This window comes from Thermotoga caldifontis AZM44c09, from assembly GCF_000828655.1.
GTDB lineage: Bacteria > Thermotogota > Thermotogae > Thermotogales > DSM-5069 > Pseudothermotoga_A > Pseudothermotoga_A caldifontis.
Genome location: NZ_AP014509.1, coordinates 1,027,745 through 1,048,965, shown reverse-complemented (window position 1 = coordinate 1,048,965; position 21,221 = coordinate 1,027,745). Strand labels below are relative to the sequence as shown.

21 protein-coding genes are annotated in these 21,221 nt (G+C 52.9%); 12 read left to right on the top strand and 9 right to left on the bottom strand.

The annotated features are described in order from the left end of the window. Positions 1-13: 13 nt before the first annotated feature. From TSP01S_RS05250 to TSP01S_RS05195, 12 genes are all read left to right on the top strand, one after another. Positions 14-1,051, top strand: coding sequence for a DUF1611 domain-containing protein (locus tag TSP01S_RS05250; protein ID WP_041077082.1), 1,038 nt, complete (start codon positions 14-16; stop codon positions 1,049-1,051). Next, positions 1,033-2,061, top strand: coding sequence for an L-Ala-D/L-Glu epimerase (locus tag TSP01S_RS05245; protein ID WP_041077080.1), 1,029 nt, complete (start codon positions 1,033-1,035; stop codon positions 2,059-2,061). Before TSP01S_RS05250 ends, TSP01S_RS05245 begins: the two co-directional genes overlap by 19 nt. A gap of 74 nt (positions 2,062-2,135) precedes the next feature. Beyond that, positions 2,136-2,858, top strand: coding sequence for an ABC transporter ATP-binding protein (locus TSP01S_RS05240; RefSeq protein ID WP_041077078.1), 723 nt, complete (start codon positions 2,136-2,138; stop codon positions 2,856-2,858). Positions 2,859-2,862: 4 nt separating this feature from the next. Then, positions 2,863-3,822 carry a SufB/SufD family protein gene (locus tag TSP01S_RS05235; RefSeq protein WP_041077076.1) on the top strand — a complete coding sequence of 320 codons (960 nt, stop codon included), beginning with the start codon at positions 2,863-2,865 and terminating at the stop codon, positions 3,820-3,822. A 14-nt stretch (positions 3,823-3,836) separates the two neighbouring features. Then, positions 3,837-4,655, top strand: coding sequence for a purine-nucleoside phosphorylase (locus TSP01S_RS05230; RefSeq protein ID WP_041077074.1), 819 nt, complete (start codon positions 3,837-3,839; stop codon positions 4,653-4,655). A gap of 14 nt (positions 4,656-4,669) precedes the next feature. Beyond that, the gene (locus TSP01S_RS05225) at positions 4,670-5,842 is read left to right on the top strand and encodes a cysteine desulfurase family protein (protein ID WP_041077072.1); all 1,173 of its coding nucleotides are present in this window, start codon (positions 4,670-4,672) and stop codon (positions 5,840-5,842) included. A 6-nt stretch (positions 5,843-5,848) separates the two neighbouring features. Beyond that, a complete protein-coding gene (locus tag TSP01S_RS05220; RefSeq protein ID WP_041077070.1) occupies positions 5,849-6,229 on the top strand; it encodes an iron-sulfur cluster assembly scaffold protein NifU in 381 nt (126 codons plus the stop codon). Between the two features lie 6 nt (positions 6,230-6,235). Next, entirely contained in the window at positions 6,236-7,366 is a 1,131-nt protein-coding gene (locus TSP01S_RS05215) for a cysteine desulfurase family protein (protein WP_041077068.1), read from the top strand. A 12-nt stretch (positions 7,367-7,378) separates the two neighbouring features. Further along, the gene (locus TSP01S_RS05210; protein WP_041077066.1) at positions 7,379-7,729 is read left to right on the top strand and encodes an iron-sulfur cluster assembly scaffold protein; all 351 of its coding nucleotides are present in this window, start codon (positions 7,379-7,381) and stop codon (positions 7,727-7,729) included. Then, the gene (locus TSP01S_RS05205; protein WP_041077064.1) at positions 7,726-8,466 is read left to right on the top strand and encodes a ZIP family metal transporter; all 741 of its coding nucleotides are present in this window, start codon (positions 7,726-7,728) and stop codon (positions 8,464-8,466) included. Before TSP01S_RS05210 ends, TSP01S_RS05205 begins: the two co-directional genes overlap by 4 nt. A gap of 30 nt (positions 8,467-8,496) precedes the next feature. After that, a complete protein-coding gene (gene pepV / locus TSP01S_RS05200; protein WP_041077062.1) occupies positions 8,497-9,891 on the top strand; it encodes a dipeptidase PepV in 1,395 nt (464 codons plus the stop codon). A gap of 6 nt (positions 9,892-9,897) precedes the next feature. Continuing rightward, the gene (locus TSP01S_RS05195; protein ID WP_041077060.1) at positions 9,898-10,542 is read left to right on the top strand and encodes a hypothetical protein; all 645 of its coding nucleotides are present in this window, start codon (positions 9,898-9,900) and stop codon (positions 10,540-10,542) included. On the opposite strand, the gene ligA is transcribed toward TSP01S_RS05195, so the two are convergent. From ligA to TSP01S_RS05150, 9 genes are read right to left on the bottom strand one after another with little or no spacing between them, the layout of a single operon-like run. Further along, positions 10,511-12,544 (bottom strand): NAD-dependent DNA ligase LigA, encoded by a 2,034-nt coding sequence (gene ligA, locus TSP01S_RS05190; RefSeq protein WP_408033228.1) that lies wholly within the window; start codon positions 12,542-12,544, stop codon positions 10,511-10,513. The genes TSP01S_RS05195 and ligA overlap by 32 nt on opposite strands. A gap of 10 nt (positions 12,545-12,554) precedes the next feature. Further along, the gene (locus TSP01S_RS05185) at positions 12,555-13,247 is read right to left on the bottom strand and encodes a 5'-methylthioadenosine/S-adenosylhomocysteine nucleosidase (protein ID WP_231848520.1); all 693 of its coding nucleotides are present in this window, start codon (positions 13,245-13,247) and stop codon (positions 12,555-12,557) included. A 51-nt stretch (positions 13,248-13,298) separates the two neighbouring features. Beyond that, positions 13,299-14,858, bottom strand: coding sequence for an HD-GYP domain-containing protein (locus TSP01S_RS05180; RefSeq protein ID WP_231848519.1), 1,560 nt, complete (start codon positions 14,856-14,858; stop codon positions 13,299-13,301). Further along, positions 14,833-15,819, bottom strand: coding sequence for an ABC transporter substrate-binding protein (locus TSP01S_RS05175; protein ID WP_041077056.1), 987 nt, complete (start codon positions 15,817-15,819; stop codon positions 14,833-14,835). Before TSP01S_RS05175 ends, TSP01S_RS05180 begins: the two co-directional genes overlap by 26 nt. Next, on the bottom strand, positions 15,816-16,679 hold the full coding sequence (locus tag TSP01S_RS05170; protein WP_041077054.1) for a DegV family protein: 864 nt from the start codon (positions 16,677-16,679) through the stop codon (positions 15,816-15,818). Before TSP01S_RS05170 ends, TSP01S_RS05175 begins: the two co-directional genes overlap by 4 nt. Positions 16,680-16,684: 5 nt before the next feature. After that, positions 16,685-18,649 carry a methyl-accepting chemotaxis protein gene (locus tag TSP01S_RS05165; protein ID WP_041077051.1) on the bottom strand — a complete coding sequence of 655 codons (1,965 nt, stop codon included), beginning with the start codon at positions 18,647-18,649 and terminating at the stop codon, positions 16,685-16,687. Between the two features lie 12 nt (positions 18,650-18,661). Continuing rightward, entirely contained in the window at positions 18,662-19,381 is a 720-nt protein-coding gene (locus TSP01S_RS05160; RefSeq protein WP_041077049.1) for an ABC transporter ATP-binding protein, read from the bottom strand. After that, positions 19,378-20,160, bottom strand: a complete 783-nt coding sequence (locus TSP01S_RS05155) for an ABC transporter ATP-binding protein (RefSeq protein WP_041077047.1) — start codon at positions 20,158-20,160, stop codon at positions 19,378-19,380. Before TSP01S_RS05155 ends, TSP01S_RS05160 begins: the two co-directional genes overlap by 4 nt. Continuing rightward, positions 20,157-21,218: a branched-chain amino acid ABC transporter permease gene (locus TSP01S_RS05150; protein ID WP_041077045.1), complete on the bottom strand. Its 1,062-nt coding sequence runs from the start codon at positions 21,216-21,218 to the stop codon at positions 20,157-20,159. The genes TSP01S_RS05155 and TSP01S_RS05150 overlap by 4 nt, the downstream gene beginning before the upstream one ends. Positions 21,219-21,221 lie beyond the last annotated feature (3 nt).

Sequence of the window (21,221 nt, the reverse complement as noted above, 5' to 3'; positions counted from 1 at the left end):
AAGGGGTGACCCGATGAGGATAACTGATTTCTTTGAACCTGGTACTCCCGCCGCCGTGCTCGCGTGGGGGCAATTCGAGACCACACTCGCCAAGACTGCCCATGGACTTCTCAGGCACAGCAGAGTCCTCGTACCGGTCTGCGTTGTGGCAGAGCACGCTGGAAAGAAGGCCTCGGACTTCATCAGACCTGTTCGGTACGACGTTCCCGTCGTGGACAGCATGGAAGACGCACAGAGACTCGGTGCGAGGGTTCTCGTGATCGGTATCGCGAGCGTTGGAGGTCACCTTCCGCCCATCATGAGAAAGCACGTGCTCGATGCGATCCATCTGGGCATGGATGTAGTTTCAGGCCTGCACACGAAGCTGAGCGAAACCGAACCATTCAAGTCTGCCGCGAACGAAAAGAACGTGAGGATCATCGATGTGCGACATTACAGAGGGGAACTTTCGATCTTTCGAGGAGACATCTTCAAGAGTGAAACCGTGAGGATAGCGGTCCTCGGGACAGATTGTGCGACGGGCAAGAGAACTACCGCAGTTCAGCTCTACGAGCTTGCGCTGAAAAAGGGCCTGCCGGCCGCGTTCCTCGCCACCGGTCAGACGGGTATCATGCTCGGAGCGGACGAGGGTGTCGCCATCGATGCTTTGCCTGCGGATTTCATACCCGGTGTGGTTGAAAGACTGATTTTGAAACTCGAATCTGAAGGCAGACGTTTCATCTTCATCGAGGGTCAGGGTGCGCTGAGGCATCCAGCGTACGGGCAGGTAACGCTCGGCTTGATTTACGGTTCGATGCCCCAGATGAGCGTGCTCGTGCACGATCCAAAAAGAAAACGCTTCGAGTACTTCGAGCACATCGACATGAAACCGGACCTTGATGCAGAGATCGAATTGATTCAGAAGTTCGTGAACACGAAAATACTGGGCATCTCGTGCCTGGATGAAAATTTCAAACATGCACTTTATCCGGTTTTTAATCCCTTCGATGAGGAGCAGATACAGAAAATCCTTGAAAGAATGGAGGCGATGGTGTGCGAATCAAATCTGTGAAGTTTGAAAAGACTTACTACAGATACTTCGAGCCTTTCACTATCTCGCTGGGCACGCACGAGGATCAGGAAAACATCGAAGTACGGCTGGAACTCGAAGATGGAACGGTCGGACTTGGGGAGGCCTCAACACTCTTCGTGATCTCAGGCGAGACGGTGGAGATCATGATGCAGGCCGAAAAAACTGTGCAGGAGATGGTCGTTGGAGAACACGTGGAAAGCTACGGGAAGCTCTTCTCACGACTCCAGCAGCTGAGAGCGACGCCTGCGATCAGGGCAGCGGTGGAATTCGCGATAATCGACGCTTTCTGTAAAAGGATCGGGATCAGGCCTTACCAGTTCTTCGGCGGTGCCAAGAACCACATCGAGACCGATCTGACGGTGGGCATAATGGACCTGGAGAGCACGCTCAGAAAGGTGAAGAGGATTTACGAAGAAGGCTTCAGAACGATCAAGATAAAGGTCGGCAGGAACTTCGAAGAAGACGTTCAGAGAGTCGTGGAATCCAGGAAGATCGCACCTGAGGCAGTGTTCATTGTGGATGCGAATCAGGCGTTCAGCCCGAAGGATGCGATCGAGTTCGCCCGGGCACTCTATTCCGAAAAAGTGGACGTCGTTGTGTACGAGCAACCGGTGAACAGGTACAACGTGGAAGGTTTGAAGCTCGTTCGCTTCCACAGTCCTTATCCCGTGGCCGCGGACGAATCGGTGTTCACCAAATACGACGCGTTGAGATTGATCAAGGAGGAAGCTGTGGACATGATAAACATCAAGCTGATGAAATCTGGTATCAGCGACGCGCTCGCCATAGTTCATCTGGCACAGTCGGCGGGCGTTCAGCTCATGATAGGCTGTATGGGCGAGAGCAGTCTTGGGATAAACCAGAGCGTTCACTTCGCTGCTGGAACGGGCGCCTTCATCTACCACGATCTGGACGCGCACCTTTCCCTGGACGAGAAAACCTTCAGGGGCGATTTCAGACAGGAAGGCCCACACATCTATCTGGACTGAAGGCAACAATACCGACTTAAAAGGTCCAATATATTGTAAAGGCTGGAGATTAAAATTTTAATGGGGTGTGAAGAATGCTCCGACTACAGAACGTGAGTCTGGCAAGGGATTCGAAGCTCATCCTCAAAAACATCGACCTGACCTTCAACGATCGAGAAATCCACATCATTCTGGGACCCAACGGGGCCGGCAAGTCTTCCCTCGCGTACCTGATCATGGGCCTGGAGGGCTACAGACCGACGGAGGGAAAGGTCCTCCTCGACGATAGAGACATCACCGATCTCGGTGTGACGGAAAGGGCGAAGCTGGGAATACATTTGATGTGGCAGGAACCGGTCAGGTTCCGTGGCCTGACGGTGAGACAGTACCTCACCCTGGGTGGAAAGTTGAAGCTCACACAGGCCGAGCTCGAAGAGGTTTTGCATCTTGTGGGTCTGTCTGCGAATCTCTATCTGAACAGGATGGTCGACGAACTGCTGAGCGGTGGAGAGAGGAAGCGCGTCGAACTGGCTTCGATACTCTTGCTCAGGCCAAGGTACGCCATCCTGGACGAGCCAGATTCTGGCATAGACGTGCTCTCACTGGACATGATAAAAAACGTAGCCCGGAGGATCGTCGAGCAGGGTGGTTCTCTGATAATGATCACGCACCGTGAAGAGATGATGTCTGTAGCGAATATCGCACACGTTCTGTGTGACGGAAAGATCATTTACAGTGGCTCGCCTGAGAAGGTCGCAAAATACTACAAGAATTTCTGTGACGTGTGCGACCACACCAACATACCTGTGAGGAAGTGATGGTATGCAAGTCGATATCGATAGAAGGACCGAGTTCGAAGCGCTCGTCAAGGCGTACGAGAAGGTCGGCGGTGATGTTTCGAAGTTTCTGGACAAAAGGATCGCCTCGATAATCATAAGCGGTGACAGAGTGGTGGGACTGAACAACGTTCCAGGAGTGGAACTCGTGCCGAAAACCATCGAGAACGGTGTGCACGCGAAGATGATCATAAAGAGAGGGACAAAGCTGGCGTTCCCGATCCACGTGTGCACGGGTTATCTGGAACGCAAAGGATACCAGAGGGTGATCTTCGACATCACGGTCCAGGACGACGCCGAGGCGCACTTCGTGGCCCACTGCGTCTTTCCATGGACTGAGGAGTTCACACACGATGCACTCATGAACGTAACGGTCGGGAAGAACGCGAAGATGTCGTATTCGGATGAACATTACCATTCGGATGCGGGCACAGTTAACCTGATCACAGTTTCGAGGGTAATTGTCGAACAGAACGGGCTTTACGTCAACAGGTTCGCGCTCACGAGAACACGCGTTGGAAAAATGAGACTGGACTTTTCCGTGGAACTCAAGGATCGAGCCGTTGCAGACGTGTCGGCACGCGTGCGTGCGAGTGGCGACGATGTGGTGGACATCCACGAAAAGATCGATCTCGTCGGCGTCGAATCTCGCGGCATGGTGAGCACGACTGTCGTTGCCCTGGACAGGGCGAGGGCGCGCGTGGTGAACGAAGCTTACGGTAGGGGAGACTATTCCAAGGGGCACGTACGGTGTGAGGAGATCACCAAGGGCTCTGGCGTGGAAGTGAGCACCGTACCGATACTGAAAGTCTTCAGTGACAGAGCGGAGCTCACGCACGAAGCTTCCATAGGCAGGGTGAACGCGAAGCAGCTCGAGACACTCATGAGCAAAGGTCTGAGTGAGGATGAGGCAACGGAGCTCATCATAAAAGGACTTCTGGATTGATGGGGGTGTAGAGGATGGATTACGTGGAAAGGGTAAAGAAAGCCGTGGAGTTTCTCAAGGAAAGGATTTCCGTTTCACCAACGATCGGTATCGTGCTCGGCTCGGGGCTCGGGAAGATAGCAGAAGTCATCGAATCCCCTCAGGTTATCAAATACGCAGACATTCCTGGTTTTCCCGTCGCCACGGCACCGGGGCACAAGGGTGAGCTCATCTTTGGAAAACTTTCAGGAAAGGATGCCGTCCTGATGAACGGAAGGTTCCATTACTACGAGGGACACTCGATGCAGGACGTGACGTTCCCGATCCGCGTGATGCAGCTTCTCGGAGTGAAGTACCTCTTTTTGACGAACGCGGCGGGAGGATTGAACCCCCTCTTCGAAGTTGGCAGGCCGATGATCATAGTCGATCACATAAACTTCATGGGTGACAACCCGCTCAGAGGAAAGAACGTGGACGAGTGGGGACCGAGGTTCCCCGACATGAGTGAGCCTTACGATAGAAAACTCATAGCCCTGGCCAAGGAAGTGGCCGAGGAAGAGAAGATAGAAGTCTACGAGGGTGTCTACGTGGCCGTGGCCGGACCGAATTTCGAAACGGCAGCCGAACTGCGCATGTTCAGAAGGCTCGGCGCGGACGCAGTCGGTATGTCTACGGTGCCTGAAGTCATCGTCGCCAAACACGCAGGTATGAAGGTACTCGGCATCTCCGCGATCACGGATCGTGCGGTGCCCGAGGATCTGAAACCTCTCACAGCTGAAGAGGTGCTCAGGGTTGCGGAAGAAACCGGTAAGAAGATCGCGCGGATCATCCTCGGGGTGGTCAAAAGGCTCTGAAAAGGAGGGAGAAAATGAAAGTTTTTCTCGATAACTGCAGAACCACGAAGGTTCTGCCGGAAGTGGTCCAAAAGATCAACGAATACATGCTCGAGAAGTTCGCCAGGCCGGACGGTCTGTACGAATCTGCGCAGGAGATCTACGACGAACTCACCGAGGCGAGAGAATTCTTTGCGAAAACTATCAACGCGTCGTCGGGTGAAGAGATCGTCTTCACCTCCGGTGCCACCGAAGCCAACAACCTCGCCTTGCTCGGTGTTGCACGGGCGAGCAGAAAGAAGGGCAATCACATCATCATATCTGCGCTCGAACACGGCTCTGTGATGAGCATCGCGGAGGCTTTGAAAAAAGAAGGTTTCGAAGTGACGATAGTACCGGTGGACAGCGAAGGAATCCTGAAGCTCGACGAGTTTGAAAAAGCGATAAGACCAACCACGATACTGGTGAGCGTCATAGCGGTCGGACACTTCGTGGGATCCATCATGCCGCTGGAAGAAATCGGAGAGATCCTTTCTAAGCAGGACCACAGGATCTACTTCCACACCGACGCCGCGGAGATGTACGCCAAGATGCCGATCGATGTTCAAAAGTTGAAGCTGGACCTGATGAGCGTCAGTGGCCACAAGTTTCACGGTCCCAAGGGTGTCGGCTTTCTGTACGTTCGAAAGGGTGTGAAGATAGAACCGATCATGTACGGTGCGGAATCCTTCGACAAACGCAGGCCCGGTGGAGAGAACGTGCCCGCGATCATGGGCATGAAGAAAGCGGCGGAACTCGCGTTCGAGCAGATGGAAGAATCGTACAGGAAACTGAGAGAGCTTCAGGAATATTTCATCGAAAGGGTTGAAAACGAGATCGATCACGTGATCCTGAACGGACCAAGGGGAGAGAAGAGAACGCCGTACAACGTGAACTTCAGCTTCTCCTTCATCGAGGGCGAGGCGATCAGCCTGGGACTGAGCCTTGAAGGCGTGGAAGTTGCCACCGGCTCGGCCTGCGCTTCGGAATCGCTCGAGCCCAACTACGCGATCCTGGCCATAGGTGGCGATCACGAGCGTGCTCACGGTTCGATCCGCTTCACCTTCAGCAGGTTCACGAGCAAAGAGGAACTCGACTACGCGATCGAGAAGTTGAAGAAGGTCGTCCAGTGGTTGAGGAGCATCAGCCCTCTCAAAGCCGGGAGGTGATGAGGCATGCTGAAATACACAGAACTCGTTCTGGATCATTTTAAAAATCCGAGGAACCTTGGACGCATAGAAAATCCAGACGCTGAAGCCACGGAAGGTAGTGTCGCCTGTGGAGACATGATGACAGTGTATCTGAAGATAGAGGACAACAGGATCGTAGACATAAAGTTCGAATCTTACGGCTGTGCCGCTAACATCGCCACCGCGTCCATGATGACGGAAGTTGTTAAGGGCCTCACCTTAGAGGAAGCCAAGAAGATCACGTGGAAAGACATCGTTGAGAGGCTCGGAGGATTGCCACCTGTGAAGTATCACTGCAGCAATTTAGCGATAGACACGCTCAGGAAGGCCATCAGCGCGTACGAAGAATCGTTTGTCAGGAAGTGAGCAGTCATGAGGGTCTATCTCGATCACGCCGCGACGACGCGCGTGTTCGACGAGGTTGCCCAGGAAGTGATGAAGCTCTTCACACAGTTTTATGGAAACGCCTCCAGCACGCACTCTCATGGGTACGAAGCCAGGAGATTCTACGAAGAAGCGAGGACAAAGATAGCGAAGCATCTGAACGTTGAGCCGGACGAGATCTATTTCACCTCGGGTGGAACTGAGTCCGACAACATCGCGATACGCGGGTTTTTGAGGGCTAACTTTCCGAACGGTGGACACATCATCACCACGCAGATCGAACATCCCGCAGTGCTCGAAGTGGCTAAACAGCTCGAGAAGGAAGGCTACGAAGTAACCTACCTGAAGCCAACTGAGGAAGGCTACGTGACGCCGGACGATTTTCGAAAGGCGATACGCAAGAACACGGTCCTCGCATCGATCATGTGGGTCAACAACGAAACGGGCGTCATTCAACCCATCGACGAAATCTCAAAGATAGCGCGTGAACATGGAATAGTGCTCCACAGCGACGCGGTTCAGGCGATCGGGAAGATCAGGATCGATGCCAGACTCGTTGACATGCTGTCCGCGTCCGGACACAAGTTCTATGCGCCCAAAGGATGTGGTTTCCTCTACGTGTCCAGAAGTATCAAGATCGAACCCATCATGTACGGTGGCGGGCACGAAAGAGGTTTGAGAAGTGGTACAGAGAACGTGCCAGGTGCGCACGGCATGGCTGTGGCACTCGAGCTCATAGAGAAGAATTATGAAGCGTGGTCTGAAAAGATGAAAAGGCTCAAAGAGAAGATCATCGATGCGATCGATTCCATTCCAGATCATCACATAAACGGTTCCAACACGATTTTCTCGCACATCAACGTGTCCTTCAAAGGGATCCATGGAGAATCTCTCGCGACCGCACTGGACATGTGTGGAATATCTGTCTCCACGGCCTCTGCGTGCGCTTCACACCATGGTAAAGGCAGATCTCACGTGCTGGAGGCGATGGGACTCGAGGACTGGATCGTCGATGGAGCGATCAGGATCAGCCTGGGTTACGATAACAGTGAAGATGAGATAGATTATTTCTTGGAGGTCTTGCAGAGAGAGATCAGCAGGCTACGAAGCATGTCCTGAGGGGAGGATTCGATGTATTCCGAAAAGTTCAAGCAACTTTTCATGTACCCAAGATACTGCAAGGACATAGAGTACACCCACACGGCCGAGGTCGTGTATCCCGAGCACGGCGACAGGGTCCGCATATTTCTGAAGATCGAGAATTACATCGTGAAGGACGTCGCCTTCAAGGCCGTGGGTTGCCCGAGGGTGATCGCCGCTTCCGAGGCAGTTTGCAGACTGGTGGATGGAAAACACATAAACGATGTGAAGCTTCTCAACGAAGAGCACGTCAGGGATGAGATGGAATTTCACGACAAGAACTTCACGTGCATCAACGCACCCATCGAAGCCGTCAAGAAGGCCATCACGAAGGTAGAATGACGGGTTTCTGGCGCGGACTGATTTACAGCAGCGTCGCCGGGGTCAGCACCGCACTCGGCGCGATACCATTTTTGCTGTTCAACAAGACCGCTTCTCAGAAGTTGATCGACGCGTTCTTAGGTTTCGCTGCGGGTGTGATGCTCGCGGCGAGTGCTTTCAGTCTCGTCGTGCCCTCCATAGAGTCCGGCGGTATCGTGCGCTTCGTGATCGGTTTCATTCTGGGTGGAGTACTCGTCGACGTGATGGATAAGATACTGCCACACGAGCACTTCACCAAGGGACATGAAGGCTTCGATGCGAAACGTTTGAAGACGATCTGGCTTTTCATCATCGCGATAACCATCCACAACCTTCCCGAAGGTATGGCCGTCGGTGTCGGCGGGTTCACACCTCACGCGCTGACGATCGCGATCGCGATAGGCCTTCAGAACATCCCTGAAGGTGCCGCCGTGGCAGCCTCTCTCATGAGTGCGAACTACAGAAAGAAGTCCATCTTCTCCATCACGCTTTTCACAGGCTTGGTCGAAGCTTTCGGAGGCCTCGTTGGGGTACTCTTGATAAGCTTCGCGAGGAGCCTGTTGCCCTATTTGCTCGCGCTCGCGGCTGGAGCCATGGTCTTCGTGATAAGCGACGAGGTCATCCCAGAAACGCATCTCAAAGGTGAAGAACGGCTCACGACGTACTGGTTGCTGGTTGGATTCAGTCTCATGACCATGCTTGATGTTCTTTTAGGTTAACTGGTATCATCTTTTCTGGAGGTGCGTGCGATGAACGAAACGATCGACAGAATTGTGCTTTCTCTGAAGGAAGAAATGTTCAGGGAAGCTGCCAACTTAGTGAAGATCAGATCCGTTCAGTCTGATCCGGTCCCCGGCAAACCGTTCGGTGAGGGTGTGGCACAGGCGCTGGAATACGCGCTGAAACTGGGTGAAAAACTTGGATTTCGTGTCAAGAACGTCGATGGTTACGCTGGTCACATAGAGTACGGTGATTCTGGAAAACTCTTCGCCGTCCTCGGACACCTGGATGTGGTACCGGAAGGGGAAGGCTGGAGTGTGGATCCTTACGGCGGGATCATCAAGGATGGCTATCTGTGGGGGCGCGGTGCGGCGGACAACAAAGGGCCCACCGTCGCGGTGATCTACGCGCTCAAGGCGGTCAAGGAAGCGAACGTTCCCATCAAAAACAGGGCGAGGATCATTTTGGGAACCGATGAAGAGTCGGGCTGGGAATGTGTGAAACACTACTTCCAAAAAGAGGAAAAACCCATCTACGCCGTCACCCCAGACGCGTCGTTTCCGATCATATATGCCGAGAAAGGCATCATAACTTACAGGATCACGGCGGAGAGGAACCTCTCTGCTCCGGGAAGAGTGAAGATCACAAGACTGGAAGGTGGCGATGCGGCGAACGTGGTGCCACAGAGCGCGACGGCAGAGCTTTCACCGGTGAGCGACGAGTTGCTGGAGAAACTGAAGAACTTCCGCGCGAAGAACGGTGCGCGCATCGAATGGTCCATCGAGAACGACAGGCTCATCGTTCGCACCTTCGGCAAATCCGCGCACGGATCAACGCCTGAGAAAGGTATCAACGCCATCGCGGCACTGATAGATTTTCTCAAAGATATCGATATCAACGAAGATGTGAAAATCTTCGTGCGCACACTCGCGAGCAAAATAGGTTACCAGACGGATGGCTATTCCCTCAGGATTGCGGGAAGAGACTGCATCGTGGGAGATCTGACCGTGAACCTCGGCACCGTGCGTATGAACGATGAAAAGATAGAGGCGACGATCAACATAAGGTATCCCATTTACTATTCCGAAGCCATGATGGCGAAACAGATCAAAGAAGCGTTGAAACCTTTGAAAGTTGAGGGGGAACACCATTTACTTCCACTCTTCGTCTCTCCCGACAGTGAACTGATCAGGATCTTGAGTGAAGTGTACACCGAGATGACGGGCCAGCCAGCCACACTCTTGACGATGGGAGGAGGAACTTACGCGCGCGCCGTTCCCTGTGGTGTCGCGTTCGGGCCGTTACTACCAGGTAGGGAAGGAACAGAGCACCAGCCGGACGAGAGGATCGCGCTGGAAGATTTGCTGACGCTTGCGAGGATCTACGCACAGCTCTTCTACAGAATGCTGGTGCTGTGGGAGTGATCGAACATGAGAAAATTCTTCTCGGTGCTGATGCTGTTCTTTTCACTCGCGATCTTCGCTGTTTATTTGTCCGTAGACACACGGGATGGGTTCGCAGTTCATTTCCCTTCAGATGGACTTGAACTTTATCTCGGCTACAGGTACAGTGGTCTGAACGCGAGTCTTCCCGTTTATGAGAACATCAAATTCAAAATCGACACGGGTGTAGATCTCTTCTCCCAGTCGGGGTTCGCCAGTGCCAAGGTTGGAACTGATTTCCCAGAATTTTCCCTTTACACCGGTGTGATGCTTTCCATGCGCAGCGCCACTCAGGAAAACGCGCGGTTCGTGGAGAGGGGAAATCTGGATTTCGCTTTGGATTTTGAAAGCGGTGTGCTCAACTGGATAGACTTGGGACTCTCCGCGCAGAAAACGATCTTCGGTTTTTACCAAGACATCACGAGCGGTGACTGGGTCTTCGTTGTTCCACCGTTCAGCGCCGATTCGATGGGAGTACTGCTCGAACCATTCGTCAGATTGAAGTTCGAATCTCCTATCAAGGCTCAGATCCGTCTCGGTTACAGTTTCAGCATCGCCTGGGTACCGAGTCTGCCGTCCGCGCTGATCGATCTGAAAGGTTTCAGAATAACCTTTCTTGCTTGGGTTTTTTGAGGTTGAATTTCTGCAGGAATTCTTCCTCGGAGAGGATCTTCACTCCAAGCTGCTGTGCTTTCAAAAGCTTGGAGCCCGGGTTTTCCCCAACGATGAGGTAATCCGTCTTCTTGGACACGCTGTCTGTGACTTTTCCACCGTGTGCGACGATGAACTCTTCGATCTCGTTTCTCGTGAAGTTCTTCAGAGACCCTGTGACGGCGAACGTCAAGCCCTTGAGGACGTCCGATACCTCGACTGACGCTGCTTCTTCGAGCCTGACGCCGGCTTTTTCGAGCTTTTCGAGTATCTCCTTCGTCTTTTCGTTTCTGAAATACTCCACGACGCTCCGGGCTATCTCTTCGCCGATACCCGGTATCTGGGTGAGCTGATCCACACTGGCCTGGGCAAGCTTCTTCAAGCTCCTGAAATTCTGTGCGAGTACGTAAGCGGTTTTTTCACCCACGAGCGGTATTCCCAGCGCCGTTATCCACCTGTGGAGTGGGGCTTTTTTGGCTTTGTCGATCTCGTTCAAGAGGTTCGCGATCGTCTTCTGACCGATTCCAGGTCCGAGCTGCGACAGTTCGAACGGTGTCAGGTAGAACAGGTCCGCTATGTCCTTCACGAGTCCTGAATCGACGAGCTTATCGATGAGTTTCTCACCGAGACCATTTATGTCCAGTGCGTTCCTCGAGGCCAGCGTTTCGAGAGATCTCTTGAGTTTTGCAGGGCAGTGGGGATTCAAACACTTCAACGCGACCTCGCCGATCTCAACTTTTCCGACCTTCCCCCCGCAGACTGGACACTGAGCTGGTGGTTCCACCGGAGTTTCGTTTCCGGTTCTCAGTGACTCGATCACAGAAACCACCTGCGGGATTATGCCACCGGCTTTTTCTATGTAGACCCAGTCGCCTATTCGGATGTCTTTTTCCCTTATGTAATCGAAGTTGTGCAAACTCGCCCGTTTCACGATCGTTCCGGCGAGCTGGACAGGTTCCAGTTCCGCAACGGGTGTCAGCGTACCGGTTCTACCCACCTGAACCGTCACATTGACGATCTTCGTTCGTGCATGTTCGGAAGGAAACTTGAACGCGATGGCCCACCTCGGCGCCTTCGCCGTGGTTCCGAGGGCGCGCTGGAGTTCGAAATCGTTCACCTTGACCACGACTCCGTCCACCCAGTAGCCGAGCTCGCGCTTTTTCTGCGTCCACTCTTTCCAGTAATCTATCACCTCATCGACACTGTTGCACAGTCTCGAATGTGGGTTCACTTTGAAACCCAGCTCTTTCAGCCAGTTCAACGCATCCCACTGCGTTTTGAGCCCGTACTGCTCAGGTTTCAGAACGTAGTATATGAAACTGTCGAGGTGCCGCTCGGCGGTGATCTTTGTGTCGAGCTGCCTGAGAGTTCCTGCGGCTGCGTTCCTGGGGTTCGCGAAAAGGGGTTCTCCACGTTTCTGCCTCTCTTCGTTCAACTTTTCGAACACCTCGGTGGGCATGTAAACTTCCCCGCGCACCTCGACCGTCACAGGTTTTCTCAACCTGAGAGGGATGCTCCTGACCCTCTTCAGGTTCTCACTTATGTCATCGCCCCTCGTGCCGTCTCCCCTGCTCAACCCCTGCACGAACCTTCCATCCACGTACCTGAGCGATACGGAGACCCCATCTATCTTGAGCTCGGCGACGTAAACAACCTCTTTCCTGTCGAGCAACCTTTTAACCCTCTCATCGAACTCTCTTATTTCCTCTTCACTGTAAGTGTTGTCGAGGCTCAGCATCGGCTCGGTGTGGGGCACGCTGCGGAATTCGTCGAGAACCTTTTCCCCTATTCGCTGGGTGGGGGAATCTGGGGTGACGAGCTCTGGGTACTGCCTTTCCAGCTCGATCAATTCTCGCATGAGCTTATCGTACTCTTCGTCGGTGATCACAGGTTGAGCGAGGACGTAGTACCTGTAGTTGTGGTACTCTATCTCTTCGCGGAGCTGTTCGACCCTCTTTCTCACTTCCTCAGGGACCTGTGACATACCCATCACCTCAGACCAGGACCACTCTGCCGAGCACCTCGACAAGCAAGCGCGCGGGGATCGATGCGTACTTTGGATGGTTCTCTATGTACTGCTCGATGGCCTTCGAACCCGCAAAATCGACAATGACCTTCAAAGACAGAAATGGCTTTTCGTTCTCGACGCAAACCTTTGCCGCGGCTGCCGAATCCATGTCCACACATATGGCGCCCGTTGTCTCCTGGATTTTCTTAACCGTGGCTTCGGAAGAGATGAAGCTGTCGCCAGAGGCGATGATGCCACAAACAACGTTGCTCAATTCCAGCAGGGGAGAAAAGACATCCTGAGCCGGATTGATCAGAGAGTCAACGTTTATCCTCGGCGAAAAATCGTACTCTACGTATCCAGTACCGGCGACCACGGTTCCGAAGAGGATATCCTGCCGGAGTGCGCCTGCAGCACCAACAAGCAGGACACAGTCGGGTTTGAATCTGTCGAGCACAGCCTGAACGAGGCAGGCCGTTTCCACCTTCCCGATACAGCCACTCGTGATCACGACCTCGTTCTCACCGATCAGACCACGGAACAGGGGCCTTCTCAAAATCTCTGATACCTGTAACCTCGGTGACAATGCGTCCAAAAGAGGGTTCACCTCGTCCGGCAGGACCCCAACGATCGCGATCATGGAATCACCCAGAAAAATTATAGCAAGCTCAAGCTTCAAAATCTCAAAACACCGTAAGCGGTTGCGGATTCAGATTACTGCGGCAGGAACTCACGAACCAGCGATGCAGATGCGTGGGAACTTTTCGAGTACCCTCTTGAACGCCTCGAAGAGCTCTGGATCGAACTTGGTGCTCACCATCTCCGTTTGCATCAATTTCAAAGCTTCTTCCAGGCTCATCGCGGGTCTGTACGGCCTCTCTTCGATCAGGGCGCAGAAAACATCCACGATGCTGACTATCTGCGTCCTCAAACTGATCTGACTGCCCTTCAACCCATCCGGATAACCGGTGCCGTCGAAGTTTTCATGGTGGTGTCTCACTATGTCGGCGACCAGATCCCAGCCAGATATCTTTCTGATGATCTTCTCACCGTAGATTGGGTGCAATTTCATGACCTCATATTCCTGTCTGGTCAACCTGCCAGGCTTGTTGAGGATGTACTCGGGTATACCTATCTTGCCGATGTCGTGGAGCAACGCTCCGAACTTTATCGCTTCCAGATCCGCGGGATCCTTCAACCCGATTTCCTTCGCGAGTTCCAGTGCCAGCGTCACGACGCGGTCCGAATGACCGAGTGTGTTCGCATCTTTGATTTCTATAGCCTCGGCAAGCGTGGCGATGATCTGTGTGTTCCTTTCCTGCAGAGTTCTCTGAGTCTCTTCAAGTTCGTTCACGGTGTCCTGCAAACTCTGCATCATGGCGTGAAGCTCGTGCCAGGAAGCTTTCTGGGCTTCGATGAGCTTCTGGATCCCCGCCTGCAACTGGTTCAACTCGGCGATCCTGGTTTCCAGAGGGACGTAGAAAACTTCGTCCGTTTTGTCAAGTTTCGTCAGACTCTGGTTGATGTTGTCCAGAACCATGTTCACACCCACGACGAGTCGATTCTCGAAACTGTAGGCGAGGCTCAGCCAGACAGCGGCACCGCACAGAGCCGCTATCGCCACCAGCAGATAAGGAAGAAGGATCGTGAAATAGGTTCTGAGGGGAATGAAGGAGGCAACGAAACCGCTCAAATGCTCCAGAGGTTCTGATTCGACAAAACCCGTTGTACCGTTCATCCTGACGAAGCCTTTTCTTGTGCTGATCCTCATTCCCTGAAAGTTCAGATTGTTACAGGCCACTATCGTTCCATCCGATGCCATCAAGAAAACGTAAGCCATTTCGGCCGAGAGCATCCTGTCGAGCAGCGACACAGGTATTTCGATCAGCAGGATGTGCGAGCCACCATCGATCAGGATCTTGGTGCTGTTACCGTTCACGAAAAGACCGCGCGGTTCTGGCACGATCGAGGGTAACTTTTCGTAACTGAGAAGGCCGGATAGATCGACACCCGTCGCGAGATCGACGAGCCCTTCGCTCAACCGTCTGACAACCATGCCGAAGGATGGCTGACCGGATTCGACGGCATCCCTGGTCACTTCATCGAGGAAACTCTTCAGAAGCCTCATATAGCTTTTCGAGTAGTACGAATTTATCTGCCTTGTTAAGGGGTAAAGACCAATAAGGAAGCTGGCGATCAATATGAAGACCAGCAATCCGCCGTACCTTTTGAAACGGATCATCATCTGTTTCAGGCTCATCGCTTCACCTTTCGATTTCAAATCTTCCATCCGTCACCCTCACAAACGTTAGATTTCTCGATGCGGAAAGATCGAAGTTCACGGAGAACCGTCCCGTGACCCCTTCGAAAGTTCTTCCTCTGAGATAACTGGCCGCTTCGTGCTGGGATACTCTGTTGCGCTTCAGATCTGCGATGATCATGGTCGCATCGTACGATCCGGCCACCTGCATATCAGATATCCCTGAACGCAACATGGTTTCATAATCGAAGAGGCAGCACAGGATCATTCCCTCAACGGCCGGACCGCCCGCCATGATTAAATCGTCGGTGAACGCGTAATCGCTACCTAAAAGCGTTCCGGAGAAACCTTTCTTTCGAGCCAGCTGGGCTACGATTCCAGCCTTCCGCCCATCGAGCGCAAACACGAGGCCATCGTAACGGTCGAAATCTTCGTCAAGGAGCTCGTCTATGGACTCGATTTGGCGAGTCTCGAAATGTTCCACAGATAGGTACCTTTTCAAGCTCTCTTCGATCGTTTCGCTGTGAACAGGATTCAACTTGTCTGCGACGAGAAGAACCCTCTGGCATCCTTCAACTCTCAATTTCTCTGCGATCTGCCTGCCCTGTTCCTCGTCCGTGGGGGAGAGTGTCATCAGATACGAACTTTTCCCCACGACACGGTAAGAAGTGACGAGTGGCGCTATTGCAAAGATTTTGAACTTTTCGAGCAGAGGGATCAGACGCTGAGCTTCCGAACTCAATCTCGGCCCAACCGCGTAACTGTTCTGGTACTTTCTCAGGACGGATTCGAGTTCTGCTTGGTCCACGTCTATCCTCACCGTCACGACGTCGTAGCGAAGGTTGTGGTCCTTCAAGTAGCTCTCCACACCCTGTAGAAAGTTCGTTTTCCCATCGTCCAGAACGAGCAAAAAGGGTCTACCGAGTTCCATCCAAGCCAGCAGAACGATCAGCACGAGCGCCGCGACAAAAAGAAACGCGGCGAGTTTCATTCGATGACCTCCATACCGAAACCCGCCGTGCCGGGACCAACGTGCGTGGTGATGACCTTACCCATTTCTGTGAACTCGGCATCGAGCACCTCGTAATGTTGCTTGAGCATCTCCAGCAGCGTTTTGGCGCTCTCACGCTCGTTCGCATCCACCATGAGCAAGCGAACCTTCTTGCCGGCCGGTACCATGCTCAGGGCTTTTTTGATGAGCATCTCCTGAGCCCTCTTCTGTCCACGTGCCTTCTCGAACGGGATCAGTTTACCTTCTTCGTTTATGAAAACGCCGACGTGTATGTTCAGCAAGGTGCCGAAGAATCCCTGAAGCTTCGTCACCCTGCCTCCTTTCACGAGAAAATCGAAATTCGAAACATAGAAGATCGCCTTGTACCGGCCTTTCTTCAGATCATCCTCGATGATCTTCACGATTTCTTCCGTCGTTTTACCTTCCTTTTCGAGTTCTCTCGCCCTCCTGGCAGGCAACGGCATCGCCGCGGAGGCGAGTTTGGTGTCTATCACCTGCACGGGTAGATCGAACTGTTTTGCAGCCTGCAGGGCAGAATCGTAAGTTCCAGACAATGCTGTGGAGATCGTCATGACGATGATCTCCTCGTAGCCTTCGTTTTTCAACTTCCTGTAAAGATCGAGAAACTCACCCACGGAGGGTTGAGAACTCTTAGGAAGATCTTTCGCTTTGGATATACGTTCGTAAAAGTCTTGAATCTCTTTCAGATCCCTGGTATCGTCTTCCTGACTACCGTCCGGCCACGTCACGTGCAGAGGGATCACCGCAAGGTCGAACTTTTCAATCCAACCTCTGGGTACATCGGAAGTGCTGTCCAGAACGATCTTGATCTTCTTCATACCCATCACCCCGTCACGAAAGAGTCAAGTTTTTGTCTGAGTTGCAAAATAGATTTTATCAGTTCTTCCACCGCTCTTTCCAGATGTTGCACGGCTTTTTGACGTTCGTCCACCAGCTCCTGCGTTTTCGATGCTTCCTCGCTTATTCTCGCAACGGCTTCGAACGCGTTGTTCGAAGCGCGTGAAACCTCTTCGGCGGAAACCCCGTGCTGGCGGATCGTTTCGGCCACGAGCTGGAAGGTCTCGACGGTCCTCTGCAGTTTGTGCCAGATCTGCTCTAAAAGATCTGAAAGTTCCTTCTGCCTGTTGTGGACGTGCAACACCGCTTGACGCAGCGATGAAACCGACTGAACCACGGTGAGGATGGTCCTGTTCGTGTTCGCGAGCAGTTCATTGATCTGTTGCACAGAACCTTTCGTCTGGCTGGCGAGTTTTCTGATCTCCTCGGCCACAACGGCGAAACCTCTTCCCGCCTCACCGGCTCTGGCCGCTTCGATGGACGCGTTCAGTGCCAGCAGATTCGTTTGCTCAGAGATGTTGCTTATAACCTCCGTTATTTGCCCTATCCTTTCAGAAATAGCTTTCAGCTCGTCTATGTCGGCCTGTGCTCTCGAGGACAGTTCGAAAGCGGTCTGAACCTGCCTCGACACATCGACTATCAATTCGTTGCCATCCGATATACTCTGTTTCATGCGCGTCGCATCTTCCAGCAACTGACCCGCTTTCTCAGCCAGATCCCTCACGGAAGCACCGAGTTCCTCCATCGATGCGTTCACTTCCTCGAAGGTGGCTGCCACGTTCTTTATGTTCGACCCCACGGCGTTGAATATCCGTTGCAGGTGCTGGATCTGATCCTTCTCACGGGCGCTGAAGTCACGAACTTGTTCCGCCGTCTGAGAAACCAGTTCGGCGGAGTCCTTTGAAACATTCACCAGTTCTTTCAAGCTTCTGATCACATCGTTCAGATGCTGCGACAGTTTTCCAATTTCGTCCTCCCCGAGGTGGGGACTGTGCCTCGTCAGATCACCGCCTTTCAGAGCCTCAAAGACCGGCAGCAACTGTCTCACCCGAGAACTGAGACGACTGGCAATCAACCACACGATCAATGAAGAGACTGCGAGGACCAGTGAGACTGTGACGAGCACGAACAATCTGAGCGAGTTCGCGGGCGCGTCTATCAGCGCGGCGGGTGCGACGAGATGCAACTGCCAGTCTGTGTTCGGTACGTCCGTGCTCAACAGATACACATCTTCAGAGACGGACCTCTGCTTGCTCAGCTTTTTTGACGCCTGCAAGCCAAGTTTCGACAGTGCGGTGAATCTCAATTCGGGTTGACTGCTGTGCGAGAGGATCGAACCCTGCGGATCGGTCAACACAATGTTGAGGTTCTTCGAAGGTAAATCTGCGATCGCTCTGTCCAGCCACGATAGTTCGACGGCCACACCAGCGGCTGCGAGAACCTTTCCGCCTTCCACTATCGGAGCAGAAAACAACACGACAGGTTCGGAGTGTAAAACGTCTATCTTTTTCACCACGATCTTCGTCTGGTCTGTCACACACTCAACGAGTTCTCGCGAGACAAATATTTCCTCACCTTCCATTGCCTCGGTGAAGAAACTTCCTTCCGGAAACACCACAAAACATTTGAGCACTTCGCTGGGCAGTTTTTCCTTCTCTGTGCCGAGAACGTTCGTGATGACTCTGCCCGCCATCTGCAAAGCGAGCTTCAGCGCGGGACGCAGCATCGGCGTGTTGGCGAGAGAGATCGCCGCGTTCCTGTATGATCCCACTTTCGAAGACAGTATGAGCGCGTAAGAACGGGCCAAGTCCTCCAGGTTCGACCCGCTCAGCTGGTTCACGGTCGTTTTGATTCTGAAGTAGGAGAGCACGTTTCCAACGATGAGAAGTCCAGCGATGATCGGCAGCAGGAGGAGAAACATCTTCACAGCTATGCTCTTTCTGTGGGGCATGAGATCGCCTCCTCATGCGATGCCCAGGTAAGCTTTCTTGACCCCTTCGTTGTTCAAAAGTTTCACAGCCTCATCTTCGAGAACAATGCGACCCGTTTCGAGCACGTATCCGTAATCTGCGATCTTCAGTGCGCCCAGTGCGTTCTGTTCGATCAACAGAACCGTGACACCCTCTTCCCGTATCTTTTTTATAACGTCGAACACTTCTTTGACGAGCAGCGGCGCCAGACCGAGCGAAGGTTCATCGAGCATGAGGAGTTTTGGACGGCTCATCAAGCCTCTCGCGAGCGCGAGCATCTGTTGCTCCCCGCCGGACAGCGTACCACCTGGCTGTTTCAGTCGTTCCTTCAACCTCGGAAACAGAGAGAAGACAAATTCCAGATCCTTCTCGATCTCGTCTTTGTTCTTCCGTGAATAGGCAGCCATCATGAGATTTTCGTAGACGGTAAGGTTTGGGAAGATCCGTCGTCCTTCCGGAACCAGACTTATTCCCGCCAGCACTATTTCGTGCGTGGGAAGTTTCGTTATATCGTTTCCGTTGAAGATCACCTTGCCCGAACTCTTCTTCACTAAGTTCATGATGGCCTTCAACGTCGTACTCTTACCGGCTCCATTGGCACCGATGAGCGTCACGATCTGACCCTTTTTCACGTGCAAGGAGATGCCCTTCACCGCATGGATGTTTCCGTAATGAACGTGGAGGTTTTCGACAGACAGGACCACATCGTTCATACGAGCACCTCCTCGCCCAGGTACGCCTTGATGACCAAGGGGTTTGACTGTATCTCTTTCGGCGTCCCTTCCGCGATGAGTTTGCCGTAATCCATGACGTAGATCCTCTCACATATACCCATGATGACCTTCATGTCGTGCTCTATCACGATTATGCTGAGGTTGAACTCGTCCCTTATCGTCTTTATGAACACCATCAGCTCGGACGTTTCCTGTGGGTTCATACCCGCCGCAGGTTCGTCGAGCAAAAGGAGTTTCGGTTCCGTGGCGAGTGCCCGCGCTATTTCCAGTTTACGTTGCAAACCGTAAGGAAGGGCGCTCGCTTTTTCGCTGGCGAGGTGTAACAAACCCACCTTTTCCAAAAGCTTTTCGGACCGCATCCTGACCTGTCTCTCAAACTTGAGGGCGGACGGGGTCTTGAAGACGAAACCGAACATCGAAAGCGTGCTGCGGAGCTTGCAATGCTGCGCCACCATGACGTTCTCGAGAACACTCATATCGGAGAACAACCTTATATTCTGAAAGGTCCTGGCTATACCGAGTCGCGTCACCTGATGGGGTTTTAATCCATTCAACCTGTGACCTGAAAAGAGGATCTCACCTTCATCCGGTTCGTACATACCGGTGATCAGATTGAACAGTGTGGTTTTTCCCGCCCCGTTCGGTCCTATGAGACCGAGCAGTTCCCCATTCTTAACGTATCCGGTGAACCTGTCGACGGCCGTCAAACCGCCAAAACGTTTCGTGACGTTCTTGAGTTCGAGTATGACTCCGCTCATTTTCTGCCACCTCGCTTCAATCTCGAGAACAGCGAAAAGAACATCTCCCAGCTGAGCTCGCTTCTACCCATGATGCCTCTCTGCCAGAAGAGCATGAGCACTATCAATATGACCGCGAGCACTACCATCCTCATACCCGGTATCCCTGGAAACTTGATGAACCAGATCTTGAACGGGCTTTCCAGAATTCGGAGGAATTCCAGCCCCACGGTGTAGATGGCCGCACCGATGATCGAACCACTTATGCTCCCGAGCCCACCGAGGACGACCATGATGAGTATCTCGAACGTTTTGGTGAAGGTGAAGGATTTTGGGTCTATGGTCGTTATCAAATGTGCCCACAGCGCACCCCCAACACCCGCAAAAAACGAGCCCACGACAAAACTCATGACTTGATGTGAGAAAACGTTTATACCCATCGCCTTCGCAGCGATGACATCCTCCCTGATCGCTTTCAACGCCCTTCCGTACGAACTCTTCACGAGGCTCACAATGAAACACACCGTCACCAGAGCCCATGCCCAGGACCAGTAAAGGTTGGTGTACTGTGGAATTCCTTTCAGACCGAGTGCACCGTTGGTGATGGACCAGGCGTTGTTCGCGATGATGCGTATGGTCTCACCCAGGCCTAAAGTCGCTATCGCGAGGTAATCTCCAATCAATCTGAGAGACGGCGCGGCAACGACGTATCCGAACGCTGCGGCAGCCAGACCCGCGATCAGAACAGACGGTAAGAACGGCAACTGGATCCTGTCGAACGGAGGAATGACAGGCTTTATGAGATAGCTCATCTCTTTCTGCTGGACGGGCAAAGTCAGAAGCACCGAGGTGTAAGCACCGATGGCGATGAAACCGGCGTGGCCGAGGGAGAATATACCCGTGATCCCGTTGATGAGGTTGAGCGACACGGCAAAGATGATGTTGATCGCCATCAAATTCAAAATCAGAACCACGTAGTCGCTCGCTTTGTGGTTCGCCAGCACGAGCAACGCGCCGATGGCGAAGATCAGAATCAAAGTCAGAACGATCTTGGTTCTCACTGACAGCCTCACTTCCATACG